The sequence below is a fragment of the Rhizobium sp. NFR12 genome, from assembly GCF_900108545.1.
Taxonomy (GTDB): domain Bacteria; phylum Pseudomonadota; class Alphaproteobacteria; order Rhizobiales; family Rhizobiaceae; genus Neorhizobium; species Neorhizobium soli.
Window position 1 is genome coordinate 19,825 of record NZ_FNWM01000006.1, and the last position, 16,273, is coordinate 36,097.

The following is a 16,273-nucleotide window of genomic DNA, read 5'->3' on the forward strand; positions in this document are numbered from 1 at the left end:
GTCGCAATCGTACAGCGCTCCGAGCCATCGATACGCTCATGTAGCTCTGCGATCATGTTGCCAGCGAAAGGCAGCACTAGTCCAATGTCCTCTTGGAGATCTCGACGGCTCATCCATGAGTGCGATCGACTAGAGCCATGATGATCAGCCCCGTTGTTACGCCGGCTGCGAACAGGCTCAGTCCAAGAACAACACTGCTGGCTGACAGTCGTCTCGGCTTGGAGACACCTGTATGGGCTTGATTGACAGCTGGGGCCTCAAAAATGTTGTCTTCCTGGATCTGCTCTGGGAATAGTCGGGTCTCCCGGGCAGCCGGTTGCGCGACTTCTGAGACAGGGACGTTGGCGACCGTTACCTGCTGGATATTTTCTTCATCGTATTTCACGGTGAATCCTACGGCGCCATCTGACTTTAACTTCGTGAGGACTTTCCGAGCTGCTTCGACTTCATCCGCGCCTTCCATGAGCGACGTCTGGGTGACGAGGTAATATGGCATGCGGGACTGCTTTCTATTCGCGCGATTGCATTGTGATCGACCAGAACGACTTGCGCCGTCAAGGTCACCGCAGTCTGTTACCCTGCTCCTCTTCCAAATCGACAAGGCAGCAATGAGCGGACTGCCGCCGACCGAGCTGCGGCGCGTTGCGCGCGCTGACAGCAAAGGAAACGCGCGCGGTGCGGTAGACCTGTGCAACGCCAACTGCAAGCCCAATACCAGCACGGCGTCCACGCCCTTGTCACATTTTGCAACGTTACCAGTCCCCTCAGCGCAGCCACAGATCCCGATACGTCAAGTTAGACAATCATTGCCAGCGCGAGCGACTAAAGGCCGCCGTCACCAAACCGTCATAAAAAGCGGACATCGCGCTGGAAACTATCGTGAAAAGTCGGCATCTAGGGGAATGAAGTCTGTCAAGAACGCGTCCAAGCAATCACCTTTCAAGCCGCAAACTCTGCTGCAGCAGTTAGCCCAGACGCCGGACAAGCTGTTCGACGGCAAGTTCAGGCAGCAATATGCAGCAGTCTGCTATCGGCACGCGTCTGACCGCGAAGGCATAGAGATACTCGTCCTCACTTCGCGCGACAGCGGTCGCTGGGTCATCCCCAAGGGCTGGCCTATGAAAAAAAAGAAACCCCATGAGGCCGCCGAGATTGAGGCATGGCAGGAAGCGGGCGTACGTGGCCGGGTCAAGAAAAAGCCGATTGGCAGTTACACATATTTGAAATGGCTCGACAACGGCGACGTTGCGCCGTGCGTGGTTGACGTTTACGAAATCGAGGTGGCGGAGGCTGCATCCGACTACAAGGAGCGTGGTCAGCGGACGCTGGAATGGGTTTCTCCCGACGAGGCTGCTCGGCGAGTTCGAGAAGTGGAGCTGAAATCCCTGCTCGTCGACTTCAAGCCGCGGCGTAAATCTGCGGCATCCACTGCAAAGTAACTGCTCGTCCGCTGGACGAACACTACGCCTTGATGGGATTAGAACCTACGACCAGTCATCAAAGATCAAATCACTTAGATTCCTAAGACGATTCAACTTATTGGTGGAGGAACGCTGTGTCAGCCTGGCGAGGGATTACAAGTTGGCGGGGTGATGAGCCTACGCCATCCGCAATGACGACCAGATCGTACTGTTCGGTCTTTCCGCTTGCGGAGGTAACAGAGCCGCATCTGCGACCTCCTCGCTCTCGATCGGGTCAAAGGGCGCAAGGTTGGCTTACAAGAACCACGCTTCGGCAGCTGCCAGCAGTTTCTTCTCGTCTCGCATTCCTTCTTGGAACAAGCGGAAAAGCAGCATCGCGAGTTCGTCGGGATGCGTGTCGTGTATCGGCACTGCCTGCGCAAATACTCTTTCGAGCAGAGCCAGGTCTTCAGGCCGGAGAAGAACATCAGAGGGAATTCTACCGCGCATAACGTAAGCTATTGTGAGGTTGGTCGATTGGCAAGTGTTCGTGGAAGTATGATGAGCGCTACCACTTCGTCGTTGGCTCGTTCTCGCAAGACGTATCACCTGGCACTGGGTGCGGGTCTCGCGGCGGCTGTAGATGCGACCATCACATTCGATCCGCTGGCAAGTTGTATGACAGCGAGAATCAACCCTATGCATTAGTGCAGGAATGTAACGCCACGCTTAACGTTACGCCAACCATGTCGGTGGTATAGGAGGCTACGTAAAGAATCCTTCAACACCTCCCTGTAAGCTTTGACTCAAGGCAGGCAGAGCAATGCAGATCGATTTACAAACTCTCTGGTACTTAACAATCGGAACGCTGCTGGTGTCAGCGTCGCTTCTCCTTTGGGAAAGGCAGGCTCATCTATGTCGCGCACGCGTGCTCGGCGTTATGGCCGCGGCTCTCTTCGCGTTCGTTCTCGGCTGCGCACTTGCAATGAACCGCAGCCAAATCCAGGTCGCGCTCGGCATGGGGGCGACGAACATCCTGATGATGTTGGGCTACCTTTTGGTCCTTAACGCCATCGCCGGCCTCGACGGTCACCGATATGTCTGGTCGTCTGCTGGAGCGCTGGGCATCCTGGCCCTTGCCTGGGCCATCGCTGGCACGCACTTCCCGGCCGCCTTCTGGAACCATGTCTCGTCTGTCCCCATCGCGCTGACCTGCGGCCTGACAGCGTGGATACTTCTGCGCAGCCGCACGGTTCAGGGACTGCGCTCACGTCCGATCGCAGTAGCGATCTCGACCGTCCATGCCGTGTTCTACCTCGGCCGCGCGTTCATCGCCCCTATCCTCCTCCAGCAGTACGGGCCAGATATTCTCTCCACCATCGGGAAGGCGACGATGTACGAGGCCGTCTTGTACTCTGTAGCGATGCCGATGTCCTTTTTGATGATCGTTCGAGAGGAGGAGAAGCAGCACCTGCTCCGCCTGTCGCAAACCGATCATTTGACCGGGCTTGCGAACCGCCACGCCTTTTTTGAGGAGGCAGCTCGGATCATGAGGGAGCGGCAGGGCCACCCCGTCTCCCTGCTTGCCTTCGACCTCGACCACTTCAAGGCGATCAACGACCGTCACGGCCATCCAGCCGGAGATCAGATTCTCAAGCTGTTCGCAGAGACCGCCCGCGAAGAAGCGGGACCCGACGCGCTTCTTGTCCGGCTGGGTGGTGAGGAATTCGCCGCACTCCTGCCACGGTGCGACCATCATCAAGCTCTCAGTCGCGGCTCGGCGATCGCAAGCCGGTTCGCCGAAGCAGCCGCTCAGGCAGAGGGACTGAAGATTCAGGCGACCGTCAGTGTTGGTCTTGCGGCAACGAACTGCCACGACCTCGCCGAAATGCTCGCAAGCGCCGACGGCGCCCTGTACCAGGCGAAAGCCCATGGTCGAAATCGCGTCGAGACCGCAAGCCCAAACGTAATGCCCGCTGCAGCCTGAGCCGTTCCCTTGCATCTAGAATCGCAGGTAGCCGTGACGGGCGGATTCTAATTCGATGTCGTGCGACCCTGACAAGAGCGCTATCGCGTCGGAGCTGTCAGCCGATCTACGCGAGTGATTGATCACGGCAAACGATGGCATAATCGCCCGCCGGCTATCGTAGGAGCGCTGTGGGGTTTAAGAATGCCAGTGGCATCCGCTATAAAGCGCCCTTCCAAAACGCGATTGAGGACGCACCGTAGCCCTCGCCGAAGAACACTGCGAGCTCCCGCTCACATCCGCAGATCTTCCTGCCGTAATCGCGCGACAACCTGCCGACCAAGGCGTTCTGCAGCACGAATGGGCCCCGACATCTCATGTATTTTCTTCGGAGCAGACTAAATTTCCGAAGTACAAATGTTTAATCGTACCAGCAGCGGCGAGTAAGAGTTTTGCGCAATCGGATTCAAAAATATTCGCAAGGGTTCCTTCATGCTTAGATGCTAACCACAATATAGAAACCGGATAAAGTCGATGTCTAAAACCTGCCTCGAATGTCGCAACGGTGAGAAATTCGAGACATCATTCTCGATGGCGTTTCAGCCGATTATCGATGTCGCAGCACAAAAAGTGTTTGCGCACGAGGCCTTGGTGCGAGGACCGGCGGGAGAAGGTGCCTGGTCAGTCCTGTCGACTGTGGATGAGACGAACAGGTATGCTTTTGATCAGCAATGTCGCGTCAAGGCTATTGAGCTGGCCTCCTCGCTATACGGTCAAGACGACAACGTCAGCCTGTCGATCAACTTCATGCCGAATGCGGTTTACGAGCCGCGAGCTTGCATAAGGCTGACCCTGGCTGCCGCCATGCGCACTAAGTTTCCAACCAAGAACATCATCTTCGAATTTACCGAGAACGAGCAGCTAGATACCGCTCATCTGTTCAACATTTTGCGCACGTACCGCGATATGGGCTTCCGCACGGCCATTGACGATTTTGGCGCGGGGCATGCCGGGCTGGCATTGTTGGCAGAGTTTCAGCCGGACATTGCCAAACTTGACATGGCGCTGATCCGCGGGATCGATACGGACACTGCCCGGCAGAAGATCGTCAAACACACCGTTGCAATGCTTGACGACCTTGGCGTCACGCCGCTCTGCGAAGGAATCGAGACAGTTGGCGAACTCCAAGTCCTCGCAGATCTCGGCGTCAAACTGATGCAGGGCTACCTGATCGCCCGACCGGAATTCGAGTCTTTGGCAACACCCCAGTATGAATCGTTGCTCAAAGTAGCTTAACCCGACGCTCGGCGCCATAGAGCCTAGCTACTTTGGGCACGCTGCCATTAGTATGGTCTACCTGCGACTTTCATAAGCGGCGCGACGAAGTACGGTGTAACCAGCCTTGACCAGCTAGTCTGCTCCGAACGCCTTACGAACTAGACTGATTTCGGCTCTCATGGCATCGCGTTCTAACCACTCATACCTGGTGCGAAAACTACAGGCTTGAAATCACGTTCCTGCTCAACGACTACAAACACGTTGGATTGCTTACGGGTGATAATCGCCGCAGGCGCCGATTCACCGGACAAACCTCGTGTCGGCAACCATCGACGGCTGCACAGTGCCGGTCTGTCGATTACCGCGCCGAATGGGACGGAAGTACTTCTGATTTTGACTTTCCCTTAGCGCTAGGACCCAAACGATGCAACTGGCGGATGGTGCGCTAGGTGACCAAGCCAGACAGCCTCGCACAACAGGTGTATACTGAACTGGGGCCTATGGAGGAGACCACAGTGATGTGCAACATTTTGCTGCTGGAGGATGAGGCGTTAATTGCAGTCGAAGTTGAGCGAACGATTGCAGACGCGCAGTTGGGATTGGCAACATGTCTAGCGTCTTGCGCAGAGGCCCTAACCTGGTTGGAGACCAATACGCCGGATGTCGCCGTTGTCGATATCTTCCTTAGGGATGGAGAGTGCGACGCAGTAGCAGAAGTCCTTGTCGCTCGGGGCGTTCCGCTCGTTATTCACACGGCCCGCAGGAGCGCGACTACCGACAACCATCGAATATTTCTAAACGGTGTCTGGATTTGCAAGCCGTCGGACCCGGACGAACTGATAAGCGCTGTGCAATCCTGTCTTATGGGACACAGATTTGCAGCCGCTCAGTTGCCTGGGCAGGACATCTACGTTCCTACCTTGCGTTTGTGATCGATTAGCTAAACGTCGCGTCTCTCCGCAACTGCAACTCGGAGCCTTGCAGGTCTCGTACGGTTAATGCGATGATCGCAACGCGATTGCTACGCAGCCTTATGACGTCCCTCCGTGATCGCCACAACTGCGCCGATGATGGATTCTCAACCTGTAAATTATTCTTAACAACACGCGCACAGTTGTTAACGCTCTAACTCTGGTGACTGCCCGTGTCCAAAACAACCGACCAGCTCTATACGTTTAATCCGAAGACAGCTGCGAAGCTCCTAAGCTTGATGTCTAGCCCCTTGCGGCTTGGAATTCTACAGCGCGTTATTCTCCAAGAGTGGGATGTAAACGCCTTAGCCTCCGACCTGAAAATCTCGCAATCAGCGCTTTCACAACGTCTTTCCATGCTACGAGAAACCAAGCTCGTGACGACAAGGCGCTCGGCGCAACAAGTCATCTACTCTTCAGATTCTGCCGCGGTGGTGTCAATGCTCGAAACGCTTGCCGGCCTCGGCCTCATGAGCCGTGAGGCGTCCAGCGTAGCGCGGCGGGAAATTCAGCCTCGAAAGAGTCGCATTCGGTCTAAAGCAGCGTGATACGGCTCGGGCGTGCCTACACCCTCCAAACTTGATTAAACCAGTTGCGCGGAGAGCTGCAGCTCTTGCATCCCAAAAAAAGCCAGGCCCTGTTGGCGAGACACACTAACCTCGATTACCCTCGCCCGATCCCTATCAATGCGTGATGCCTTGCATATCGTGGGCCGCGGGAATGACGATACCGACATACCGGTTTGGACTTCCTGCTGCATCGAGAAAGCCGCGTCCATAAGAGGCGACCGTCACGTAGGTGCCGCTCATGTCCAGAACCCGATAGACTTCCTGCTGCGGATGATGACCAATGATACTGTCCCTAATCGTCTTCGCTAACCGCGGGCGGTCGTCGGGATGCACCCTTTCCAGATAGTTTTCAATTGGAAGGCCTCGTTCGGCCAGACCAGCGTCGAGCCCAAACAATGCTGCGAGTGCACTGTCTGCGTACAGAATATTATCGGGAATGTCCCAGGCATAAAAGCCAGCATCAGGTACCTGTTCCCCGATAAGAACACATTCAAAACTAAGGTCGATTGTCGGACGCATTGTTTCTCCTGCAGCTACGTCTGAGGGCAACTTTAGCGCTTGTTAATATTCTTTCAATAGAGGCTCAGATTTTATCCTGGGCGGGTTGTAGATTTCCTCGAGGACTTGCAATGTGGCCAAAACGCCAGGACTCAACTGGTCATGATCGAGAGGCGAAGGGTCGCGCATCAGGGAAACACCTTTCGTACGCATCAGAAAGATATCCAGATCCGCACGCAGACGTTCGACTTCTGTGACCGGCCGAGACCCGGTATGTTTAGGCATGAGCACTCTCCAAGAAAGGACTAGGCGAAGTGCCTGTTTGCTTATGCGCTGTTTTGCAGCCGCTGTATACTACTAGATGCTTTATAAGCATTCACGTATCGATCGGTAGTGATCTGCCTGCCTGTTCCCTCAACGAAAACACCAATTGTTCCGCAGCGCTCGGCGTCGAGACAGCTAAAGTTTGCACCTAGCTGATAAAGATCAGCTCTGGTAGCGCGGCAGTAAGCAACGCCATGAAACAGGCGACTGTCACCTATATCCTGAGCCTTTGCGAACCTTGGCGACATTCCCTTCCTCTGACGTCGGCCAGCCCTTTCAACCATCGCCGTGTCTGAACAACGAAGAGTTAGGAAAGTCGAAATGTCGGGAGCAAAAGCTTGCGGCGGCGGCTATTCAGTACGGTCCCTGATCATCACGGAGACTCGTGTCACCGATAAAAGACGATGCACAGTGAGTTCTAAAGGAGAGCCGATGTTGCGGCGGCGCGACCGGCTCTCCAAAACTACCCCCGTCCTTTGGAAGGCAGTTGACGTTCAGTAAGCATGCGAGTGCAGCGTGAGCAACTGTTGAAATTGAATGATAAAAAGTGAGGCCCGGTGCCCTTGAAGGGAAGGGACTACCGACGCCGAGCCGCTACCGTGGATGCATTGAGGGGAACGCCACGGTGACCCGAAGTTACCGACGACCGGCCAGCTTTGCCATAGGCTAGATTTAGCGCCGGCACGGAGGTCCGGCGCGCACCCGAGAGTGCAGTCCGCAACGCCAGACCACCGGCCGCCAGCCCGAATGAAATTCGATGGCGAGAGTACATAAACCGAAGCTCAGACAAAGCCAACCGGCTTCTCGCTCACCAATCAGCAAGAAAATCCAGTGCCACCATACCCATCGCGATGAACGCGAACGCGACTGTGACGATCGTGGAAATATGACCCATCAGCATCTCCTTTCTTGCGAAAGGCATAGGCTAGTTACTGGTTCCGAGTGCATGCTGCACGAAGTTAACGACGACAAAATTCATTCAGCCATCGTTCCGCAACGGGGCAACCTCAAGAATATCCGTGTGAACTCTAACCGGCAGAAAACGCTCTGGCGGTTGCTACTGCTTGTCATTTCGCCACCAGAATATGGTGCTGGCGGCGATCACGACAAAGAGGCTGATCACGCCTCCAGTTCGGCCTGGCGGTTAAGCTGCAAACCCTGAAGCAAACTGTTCGGACGACTGGCATCGCATCGCATCACGATCAAAATCGGCTCCGGTGTTCCTAGGACATGGGGGCGGCGTGCAATCGACGTCGTAGACGTCGCACGCCCACGCCGTCAGGATTGCACGCTTGTCGCAGACCGAAAGCCATTTCTTGCATCATCTTACATCTCACAGCACGTGCGGATCCCGGTCGCGCCGCAGGCGTGACGCAGCGATCGCGTTTGTTTCGGGCGCCAGCAGATCGTGCTTTTCGGCAAAGGCAACGAACAGTCCCCGCGCGGTCTCTGCTTCGATTTCACCCTGGAGCGCGGCGCGGCAGGCTTTGAGCGCGACTGAGTGCGCTGCGTCTCGCTGAGAAGCCGGCCATTCAACGAGATGCCGGTAGGCGTCGAGGACACTGCAAATCTCGGCCGGAAAGCCAAGGCCGACAAGAATGGAAACAGGCTGCCTGAACATATCGGGTTTCATCGCTCTCTCCTTCCCAACCCGGGATGCTGATGGGCGCCGTCGCGACGGCGCTCATGTTGCGTGGACTACCTCGATCAAGCCGCTTTCTGTGCTTCGATCTGCGTCGGAGCGGCCGATGTTAACGCAGGCGTGCTCTGTATCGAGATCTTGCGCGGCTTCAACGCTTCCGGGATCTCGCGGACAAGCTCGATCGATAGAAGGCCGTTGCTCAAATCCGCTCCGTTCACCCTGACATGATCGGCAAGCTCAAACCGGTGTTCGAAGGGACGGCCGGCAATGCCGCGATGCAAGTAGCCATCCGTAGGGGCCTCCTGCTTCTTGCCAATGACAGTCAGTAGGTTGGACTGGAACGTGATGTCGAGGTCTTCCTGGGCGAATCCAGCCACCGCGATCGAAATCCGGTAGGTGTCATCACCGGTTTTAACAATGTCGTAGGGCGGCCAGTCGCTGATCGAGCGCGAGCGCTGGGCATTCTCCAGAAGATTGAACACACGATCGAAACCGACGCTCGAGCGGAACAGCGGTGCGTAGTCGTAAGATGTTGCCATAGCCATATCCTCCTTGAAGCAACATGGGTACAGAAGCGCCGAAAGGCGGCGCTCCCAGCAAGGCCAGCCCTTTCAACAGCGGCTGGCGACAATCGATTTGGTTTTTCAGGTTTTTCACTTCAAGAGTCGCTACGAAAAAAATCACTCTGATCCGGACGATGTTCTAGATTGCGCGGGTCAGATACTCAGTCGCTTGTAATGCTTCAGGAACCTCGGCGCATGATTATGTAAGTCGCTTCAATCAGCACGGGCGGCCTACCTCTTCATCGGGGACAAAATCTGGACTCTTAGCCCAAGCTCGTTGATTGTTGGTACCTTGGATTATTCGGCAGAGGCGTCATGCCACGCGCTAGAGATGTCAGCCACAGAAGCGATAACGTAGCGCTCAGTGAGGCAGGTTGCACCTTCGGCAGGCTCTTGTTCGGACGTCTAACGGCATCGAGCATAAGAACGAGCCTTAGTAGCTTCGCGCGGTCCGTGTTCAGCGGCGATAACAGTCGCAACATAGTCGAACCACCTCGGCCATGCTAAATGGACGCAAGACCGCTATAGGGTCCGAGTGGAGGTTGACAGTATTGAACGCTTTCGTCCGCAAACTGGAGTGTTTTCGGCCGCTCAACCAGAGCGATAAAGCCCTCATCGAGGTGCTAACCGAACAAAAGAAACGGATCAGGCGGCGGACGGATCTCGTCAAAGAAGGTACCTCAACCGACGTCGTTCACGTTATTTTGGAAGGGTACGCCATACGGCATAAAGTGGTTGGAAATGGAACCCGTCAGATATTCAGCTATCTCGTACCCGGGGACATTTGCGACCTCCACGTCGCCCTGCTTGCCGAGATGGATCATACAGTGTCTACGCTCTCGGATTGTATGGTAGCTCAGATTCGCAGACCGTCCATTCTAGATATCGTAGCCGAACGCCCAGCGCTTACGCGAGCGCTATGGTGGACAATGCTGGTCGACGAAGCGGTGCTACGGGAGTGGGTCACCAATCTCGGGGCTCGTCGAGCCGAACTGCGTATTGCACATCTATTTTGCGAAATTCATGCTCGACTTCAAGCCGTAGGGCTGGTCGATGATGATGTCTTCACGCTTCCGATCACCCAACAGGAGCTTGGGGACACGGTCGGCCTTTCGCTTGTCCACGTAAGTCGAAGTTTGAAGCTTCTAAGGGATCGCGGATTGGCTTCGTTTCAGAACCATCGCATCGAAATACCAGATATCAGGCGCATGCGAGAGTTTGCAGACTTCAATGCCAACTATCTACATCTTCAACCAACTCGCAGTTTAATCGTGAATGGCTAGTTCTGTCCCGCTCTCCGGATCGAACCTGAGGCGACCTGCAGATCCAGTTTGCAGCACTGACTATCAGCGCGGGGTCTTGGACTACTACATTTGACATATAAAGGAACCCGTAAGTTCGAAGCTGCTTACCGTTCGCAGTGGTTTCGGTGAGACCCGCTCTCACCGGACAGGTACCGCCTTTATGAACCCAACGCAGCAGCCAAAAAAACCGATCGTTCTAATCGTGGAAGATGAACCGCTCATACGACTATTGGCCGTCGAATTTATTGAGGAAGCAGGCTTCGATGTCATTGAGGCTGCCAATGCCGACATCGCGGTTTCGATATTAGAGACGCGAATGGACATACGGATCGTGTTCACTGACATCGATATGCCTGGCAGTCTTGACGGCATGAAACTGGCCGCCGCGGTGAGAGATCGATGGCCCCCCATTCAAATCGTTATTGTTTCTGGCCGGGGGCGTCACCACGACCTTACACTTCCCGACAGAGCTATTTTCTTCGATAAGCCCTACGATATCGGAGCAATCACCGCCACACTCCATCAAATGGCAGCGGCACCGACGGCCCGTTGAAGGGTCGCGCAGCAATCTCGTAAAATCCCCTGTCTCAAGGAGTAGACCTTCAGCTGGCGATAGCGAGACGCAGCCTATTTCCGAGCATGGCAGCGCATCTCGTAACGAAATAGGGCGCCTTAGAAGAAAGCCGTTCTGAGAAATGTACAATATGAACCGGCAACCATGAGTTAAGGCCGAATTGCTAGCGTACTAGCGTCCAAGGGAGATCATGTCCGATGGTTAATCTGCAAAACATCATCCTCGAAATGATCGCCCGGGGCGAAGCTTTGCAGACGACGATCGATCGACTATGCCTCGAAGCTGAAACTTTGGTTCCGGGGACGGTGTGCTCCGTTTTGTCGGTTCGAGATGAACGCCTTAGTCCTCTAGCTGGACCATCTCTGCCTTCCTCATATTCGGCGGCGCTAGATGGTGTGCCCATCGGACCAGCGGCGGGTTCCTGTGGCACTGCGGCCTTCCAGGGAGAGGCAGTAACCGTCACAGACATCGAACATAACCCCCGCTGGGCGAGTTTCAGGGATGTGGCTTTGCCGCTCGGCTTCAGGGCATGCTGGTCGACGCCGATCTTCAGTGCGGACCGCGTCGTCGCGACATTCGCTTTTTACTTCCGAGAGTGCAGGGGACCAAACGAGCTAGAGCAGCGCATCGTCGACGCCTGCATTTATCTCTGTGCGATCGCGATCGAGCGAGAGGAGCGGGTCCAGGAGCGTCAGCGCCTGACTTACACCGACGTGCTGACAGGACTGCCCAATCGGGCAAAGTTCAGTCAGGTTCTGCTGAATTACACCGAACGCCTAGAGGGCGGTTGGGGCGTAATCCTGGCAGACCTGGATAACCTAAAGGTCGTCAACGATACGTTCGGCCATGGTGCCGGAGACGAACTCATCCAGATCGTTGCAACAAGGATAGCCGCTGCGGTCGGCAAGGGTCGTGCGTTCAGGATCGGCGGTGACGAATTTGCAGTGGTGGTAGAAAGTAGCGTTGGATCATCAATCTCGACAGTTGCAGCAGGGATACTTGCGACGATCAAGGAACAAGCGCATTGCAACGGTCACGCCATCGTTCCAAGCGCCACGCTAGGCGGTTGTGTCGCAGGACCGGGGGAAACACCCGATCATGTTCGCCAGTGTGCGGATGTCGCGTTGTACCACGCTAAAGAGCGCAATCGCGGCCAGTTTGTCGAACACAGGCCCGGGTTTGGCACCGCAATAACGCGACGCTTTCGAGCGATCAGACAGGTCAGTCTTGCCCTCGTCGAGAAGCGCATACACCCCTACTACCAACCGATTGTGCGACTTGATACCGGGCAAGTCGTCGGTTTCGAAGCGTTATGTCGGATGTCGACAGCGTCAGGGGACATCATCGCCGCTGCCAACTTCCACGAAGCAACCAAAGACGCCCATGTCGCTGCCGAACTAACCCAGTGCATGCTTCAACAAGTGGCGCGTGATATGCGCAGCTGGCTCGACCGGGGCCTGCCTCTCCAGCACGTTGGCATCAACCTTTCCGCCGCGGACTTTCACGCGGGCCGGCTACAGGAGCGGATCTGTGCAGTCTTCGCGGATGCCGGTGTTCCGTTGGATCATGTCATTCTCGAAGTCACCGAGTCCGTCTATCTTGGCCAACGCGACCATGTGGTTGCCGACGAAATCAAGCTACTGCGTAGCTGTGGAATGCGGGTCGCGCTTGACGACTTCGGAACGGGCTTCGCATCGCTCACCCATCTCCTCACTGTCCCGGTCGACATCATCAAGATCGACAAATCCTTCGTCGAAAGACTGGTTCCGGACGACGGCGCAGTCGTGATCGTGGAGGGGTTGGTCAGCATCGCAAACAATTTGGGTCTCAGAGTTGTGGCGGAAGGGATCGAAACCGAGACCCAGCTCGAGCAACTCGTGTCGTTCGGGTGCAAGCTCGGGCAGGGATATCTGTTCTCCAAAGCTGTCGATAGAGATGCTGCGACTGTTCTGATGGCCAGCTATGGTCAACATGGCGCACTCAGTCACCATCCACTTCGAGCGTAACCTTCAGCTTCGCGTTGTGCGCCAGGATGTCCTGCTTATATGTTCGCGACTCATCGGTACCGGCGGCTTCAGCGCTACCCCGGCACCTTTTGCTTAGGCTGCGACGTTCTTCATCAGCACTCAACAAAGGCAACAACAATCTCCGACCGAAACGGGGGAGCGCGCGCCGACGGTTCGCTTTCGTAGGCCGCAGAAGCACAGGCGGGACGAAGTACCTCTTCCTCGGCCTGCTTCCTGCGGTCCTCGTTGTCTTCGAAACCGTCATGTGGGTGCTTTTGCCCTGACAGCGAGTTCACCCAAGGACTTCGTAGCTTCAGCCGCGTCCGGCAGCTCGAACGCGATTATTATTTCGCGCTGGTTCTGAGCCCGCAAGCAGAGCTTAGCGCCGCCTGGGCAAACGCTGTCGCCAAAAGCCTTCGGAACCCAACGTTCTTTATCACTTCGAGAAGCTATCTTCCGGCGTATTCGTCGCAATTTACTGGATGTACCTTATCCTCGCAATGCCTTGGGAACTTGAGATTTCGTCACCAAAACTCTTGCCGGACGACACGGGAGCCGAGGTAGTCCAGAAATGGATCGACGTTGTGACTAATGCTTCGCTTGGACCAGTGACGGTTGGGTGGTAATGGCTGTCGTTCTCACCCTCTACGGATGCGTGCTGTTCGCGTCCCTCCATTCCGGGGCCGATGATGGCGAGTTCGCGTTTGGTGACGTACATGTCCGACGCAATCGGACGATATCGCCAGCTACGCTGTCTGTTCAGCGCGACATAGCTGATCAATCCCATGGCTGGTTGATTGCTTTCTCGACAATGGTGAACTCGACGCGATCGATGTCGTGCGAAGGGGAGTGGTTATCGTCCCTCACGACGAAAGGCTACGTCGCTCGCGCCAGGACTCGAACCTCCGATCGAACATGTCTCTAGATCCTTAGCTCTAGGCTGCTGCAGCAACCTTTGCAGGAATAATTACGAATGTACTTGCTAAAAATTGTACTTTGCTGGAACTCTATGGCAGTTGTCACGAAGATTGGAGAGCCGGTGCCCATTTTCAATTTGCACATTATGGACGGCAAAGAGGCGGAAGTTGAGATCGAAGCAACCAACTCGCATGAGGCCATTGAGACAGGCGTAACCGCACTTGCTCAGTTTGTCTGTAAACACTTCCCGCCGCCAGAGAATTTGCAGGTGAACATCAGCGATGAAAAAGGACGATGCGTCGCCACAGTCAGTTTTGCCTTCAATATAAGCATCGCTCCAGGTGTGGCAAACTGACCTTGTCCTCAGCGCCGGGTCACTTCGCGAGATAGAAGACCCATTAAGTCGCTATCATCGTCGTCCCTGTTGAATGTACTCGATGGCCGGCTGTGCTATGGGCAGCTTGGCTCTCGTTGAGTCGCGACTGAACACGAGGGACTGATGAGCAGAGGCAAAATGAACACTGAGGGCCCGCACCCTGTCGATATTCACGTGGGCCGCCGCGTCCGGATGCGGCGAAACGAGGTAGGAATGTCTCAGACAAACCTCGCGGACGGGTTGGGGATTACATTCCAGCAAGTGCAGAAATATGAGCGAGGGACGAACCGTATAAGCACGTCGAAGCTCTACGAGATAGCGATCGCTCTTGAGACGCCAATAACGTACTTCTTCGAGGATCTGGCTCTCAGCGACAAGATGGCTGGAGAATCCATGGCAAGCCTCGAACGTCAACAGTCCTATAGATCGAGCAAGGAAGGATACGACGTCATCGATGCAATGAGTAAGCTTCCGCGTTCGATGCGTTCGAAGATCGTTTCGCTCCTACTCGTACTTCAGCCCGGACAGGACGGTGACGACAGCGGTGGTACCGATGCGTAGCGCTTGTGTCTTGCCAACGGATACCGCCGTTTCCCCCATTAGACATTCGCCTTAAAGTCGGGGCATCATGTCCCGACCAGGCCGAAGCCGGCGGGGTGATCATAGCATTGCCAACCTCACTATACCCCATCGGACTTAACATGACCGTGAGCTCGTCGTCAGCGAATCGGTCGCGCCGGATTTCCGACAACCGTAACCCCGGTCGCCACACTCCGGGTTACTACCGAGCCCGCGCCCACGGTCGCTCCATCGCCGATAGTCACCCCGCCAAGTATTATGGCACCTCCTCCGATCCAGACATCCTTGCCAATGGTGATAGGCCGCCCAATTTCGAGCCCCGCCTTGCGTAGGCCCGCATCTTGGTGGTGTTCTGGACAATATATCTGGACTGCAGGTCCAAACATCGTGCCGTCGCCTACCGAGACCAATGCGGTGTCAAGTATGACGCAGCCTGCGTTGATATAAACGCGGTCTCCAAGTTTGATATTCATTCCATAGGCGCAATGGAATGGTGACTCGATGAAAGCATTGCCCGGCTCGGCAAACAAGACGCGAAGTTCTGGGGCCATTGCTCCCCGCTCGTTGGGCGGCATACTATTGTGAGCGTGCACGGCAAGTCTCGCCAAACTGCGCAGCGCATCGAGCTCAGGATCGATGCAGCAATACCACTCTCCCGCTTCCATCTTCATGCGTTCGCTTTTCAAAAGCATACTCCGCTCGTGCCACTGGAAGAGGTCTTAAACTCATACGCTGTAGTACGGCAATGCTACAGGTGCATATCGATCTGGTCACAGGGGGACGGATCGTTGACATTGTTGCGGCAGGGTTCGACCTGGGCTTGAGGCCAGCCGATCTGGTGCCGACCGACATGATCGCTGTGCCACTCGGTACCAAGCGCAGTAATGCCGTCGTCGCGTCACCAGATTTCCTGCGCACTCATGGCATTCCAACGGTGCCAGCCGACCTCTATCGGTTTCGCTGCATCCGCGCGCGCCTGCCCAACAACGCTTGTTTCGGCGGAAATTTGAGAAGGACGGAGAGGCTGTCCAGATCGACGTGCAAGGCTCGATCACCCTCGACGAGCCGAGCCTAGTCAGGATAGCGGTTCAAAATGGCGTCGGGCTCGGATATGTCATGGAGGCCGATGTACGTGAAGACATAGCGGCCGGTCGGTTGGTGCGCGTTCTCGAAGACTGCACGCCATCGTTGGCGCCGTTAGCGTTGTACTACCCCGGGAGAAAAAACCACCTGCCGCCTTTAGTGCTTTCATTCAGGCTGCGCGCGATTTTGCACATGCGGGCTAGCCTCGATATATTGTGGCAA

16 protein-coding genes and 1 pseudogene are annotated in these 16,273 nt (G+C 55.6%); 11 read left to right on the forward strand and 6 right to left on the reverse strand.

Annotated features, from left to right (window positions below; all coding sequences use genetic code 11):
* Positions 1–109: 109 nt before the first annotated feature.
* Positions 110–496 (reverse strand): hypothetical protein, encoded by a 387-nt coding sequence (locus BLW69_RS20485; RefSeq protein ID WP_092664716.1) that lies wholly within the window; start codon positions 494–496, stop codon positions 110–112.
* A 406-nt stretch (positions 497–902) separates the two neighbouring features.
* Between BLW69_RS20485 and BLW69_RS20490 the strand changes: the two genes are divergently transcribed.
* From BLW69_RS20490 to BLW69_RS20515, 4 genes are all read left to right on the forward strand, one after another.
* Positions 903–1,439 (forward strand): NUDIX hydrolase, encoded by a 537-nt coding sequence (locus BLW69_RS20490; RefSeq protein WP_092664719.1) that lies wholly within the window; start codon positions 903–905, stop codon positions 1,437–1,439.
* A 784-nt stretch (positions 1,440–2,223) separates the two neighbouring features.
* Complete coding sequence (locus tag BLW69_RS20500; RefSeq protein ID WP_092664724.1) at positions 2,224–3,387, forward strand: GGDEF domain-containing protein; 1,164 nt, start codon at positions 2,224–2,226, stop codon at positions 3,385–3,387.
* A gap of 513 nt (positions 3,388–3,900) precedes the next feature.
* Complete coding sequence (locus tag BLW69_RS20505; RefSeq protein ID WP_092664727.1) at positions 3,901–4,662, forward strand: EAL domain-containing protein; 762 nt, start codon at positions 3,901–3,903, stop codon at positions 4,660–4,662.
* Positions 4,663–5,788: 1,126 nt separating this feature from the next.
* Entirely contained in the window at positions 5,789–6,163 is a 375-nt protein-coding gene (locus tag BLW69_RS20515) for an ArsR/SmtB family transcription factor (protein ID WP_210184935.1), read from the forward strand.
* Between the two features lie 135 nt (positions 6,164–6,298).
* Here the strand turns inward: BLW69_RS20515 and BLW69_RS20520 are convergent, their stop codons facing one another.
* Together BLW69_RS20520 and BLW69_RS20525 are read right to left on the reverse strand one after the other, a co-directional pair.
* Positions 6,299–6,703: a PAS domain-containing protein gene (locus tag BLW69_RS20520; RefSeq protein ID WP_092664733.1), complete on the reverse strand. Its 405-nt coding sequence runs from the start codon at positions 6,701–6,703 to the stop codon at positions 6,299–6,301.
* Positions 6,704–6,745: 42 nt separating this feature from the next.
* A complete protein-coding gene (locus tag BLW69_RS20525) occupies positions 6,746–6,967 on the reverse strand; it encodes a hypothetical protein (protein ID WP_092664736.1) in 222 nt (73 codons plus the stop codon).
* 985 nt (positions 6,968–7,952) lie between these two features.
* Between BLW69_RS20525 and BLW69_RS22615 the strand changes: the two genes are divergently transcribed.
* Positions 7,953–8,168: a hypothetical protein gene (locus BLW69_RS22615; RefSeq protein WP_139283908.1), complete on the forward strand. Its 216-nt coding sequence runs from the start codon at positions 7,953–7,955 to the stop codon at positions 8,166–8,168.
* Between the two features lie 171 nt (positions 8,169–8,339).
* Here BLW69_RS22615 and BLW69_RS20530 read toward each other — a convergent pair whose 3' ends face one another.
* Entirely contained in the window at positions 8,340–8,639 is a 300-nt protein-coding gene (locus BLW69_RS20530) for a DUF982 domain-containing protein (protein ID WP_092664739.1), read from the reverse strand.
* A gap of 74 nt (positions 8,640–8,713) precedes the next feature.
* A complete protein-coding gene (locus BLW69_RS20535; RefSeq protein WP_092664742.1) occupies positions 8,714–9,187 on the reverse strand; it encodes an Hsp20 family protein in 474 nt (157 codons plus the stop codon).
* A 575-nt stretch (positions 9,188–9,762) separates the two neighbouring features.
* Between BLW69_RS20535 and BLW69_RS20540 the strand changes: the two genes are divergently transcribed.
* The 5 genes from BLW69_RS20540 (at position 9,763) to BLW69_RS20565 (ending at position 14,950) form a co-directional block, all read left to right on the forward strand.
* Complete coding sequence (locus BLW69_RS20540; protein WP_244508914.1) at positions 9,763–10,494, forward strand: Crp/Fnr family transcriptional regulator; 732 nt, start codon at positions 9,763–9,765, stop codon at positions 10,492–10,494.
* Between the two features lie 181 nt (positions 10,495–10,675).
* A complete protein-coding gene (locus BLW69_RS20545; RefSeq protein ID WP_092664747.1) occupies positions 10,676–11,068 on the forward strand; it encodes a response regulator in 393 nt (130 codons plus the stop codon).
* Positions 11,069–11,286: 218 nt separating this feature from the next.
* Positions 11,287–13,095 (forward strand): putative bifunctional diguanylate cyclase/phosphodiesterase, encoded by a 1,809-nt coding sequence (locus tag BLW69_RS20550; RefSeq protein WP_092664750.1) that lies wholly within the window; start codon positions 11,287–11,289, stop codon positions 13,093–13,095.
* Between the two features lie 973 nt (positions 13,096–14,068).
* Complete coding sequence (locus BLW69_RS20560) at positions 14,069–14,368, forward strand: hypothetical protein (RefSeq protein ID WP_092664755.1); 300 nt, start codon at positions 14,069–14,071, stop codon at positions 14,366–14,368.
* Between the two features lie 159 nt (positions 14,369–14,527).
* Positions 14,528–14,950, forward strand: a complete 423-nt coding sequence (locus BLW69_RS20565) for a helix-turn-helix domain-containing protein (protein ID WP_280141305.1) — start codon at positions 14,528–14,530, stop codon at positions 14,948–14,950.
* 158 nt (positions 14,951–15,108) lie between these two features.
* On the opposite strand, the gene BLW69_RS20570 is transcribed toward BLW69_RS20565, so the two are convergent.
* Entirely contained in the window at positions 15,109–15,660 is a 552-nt protein-coding gene (locus BLW69_RS20570; RefSeq protein ID WP_092664760.1) for a sugar O-acetyltransferase, read from the reverse strand.
* Positions 15,661–15,719: 59 nt separating this feature from the next.
* Here BLW69_RS20570 and BLW69_RS20575 point away from each other — a divergent pair.
* Positions 15,720–16,254: pseudogene (locus BLW69_RS20575) on the forward strand (LysR substrate-binding domain-containing protein); the annotation flags it as partial.
* Positions 16,255–16,273 lie beyond the last annotated feature (19 nt).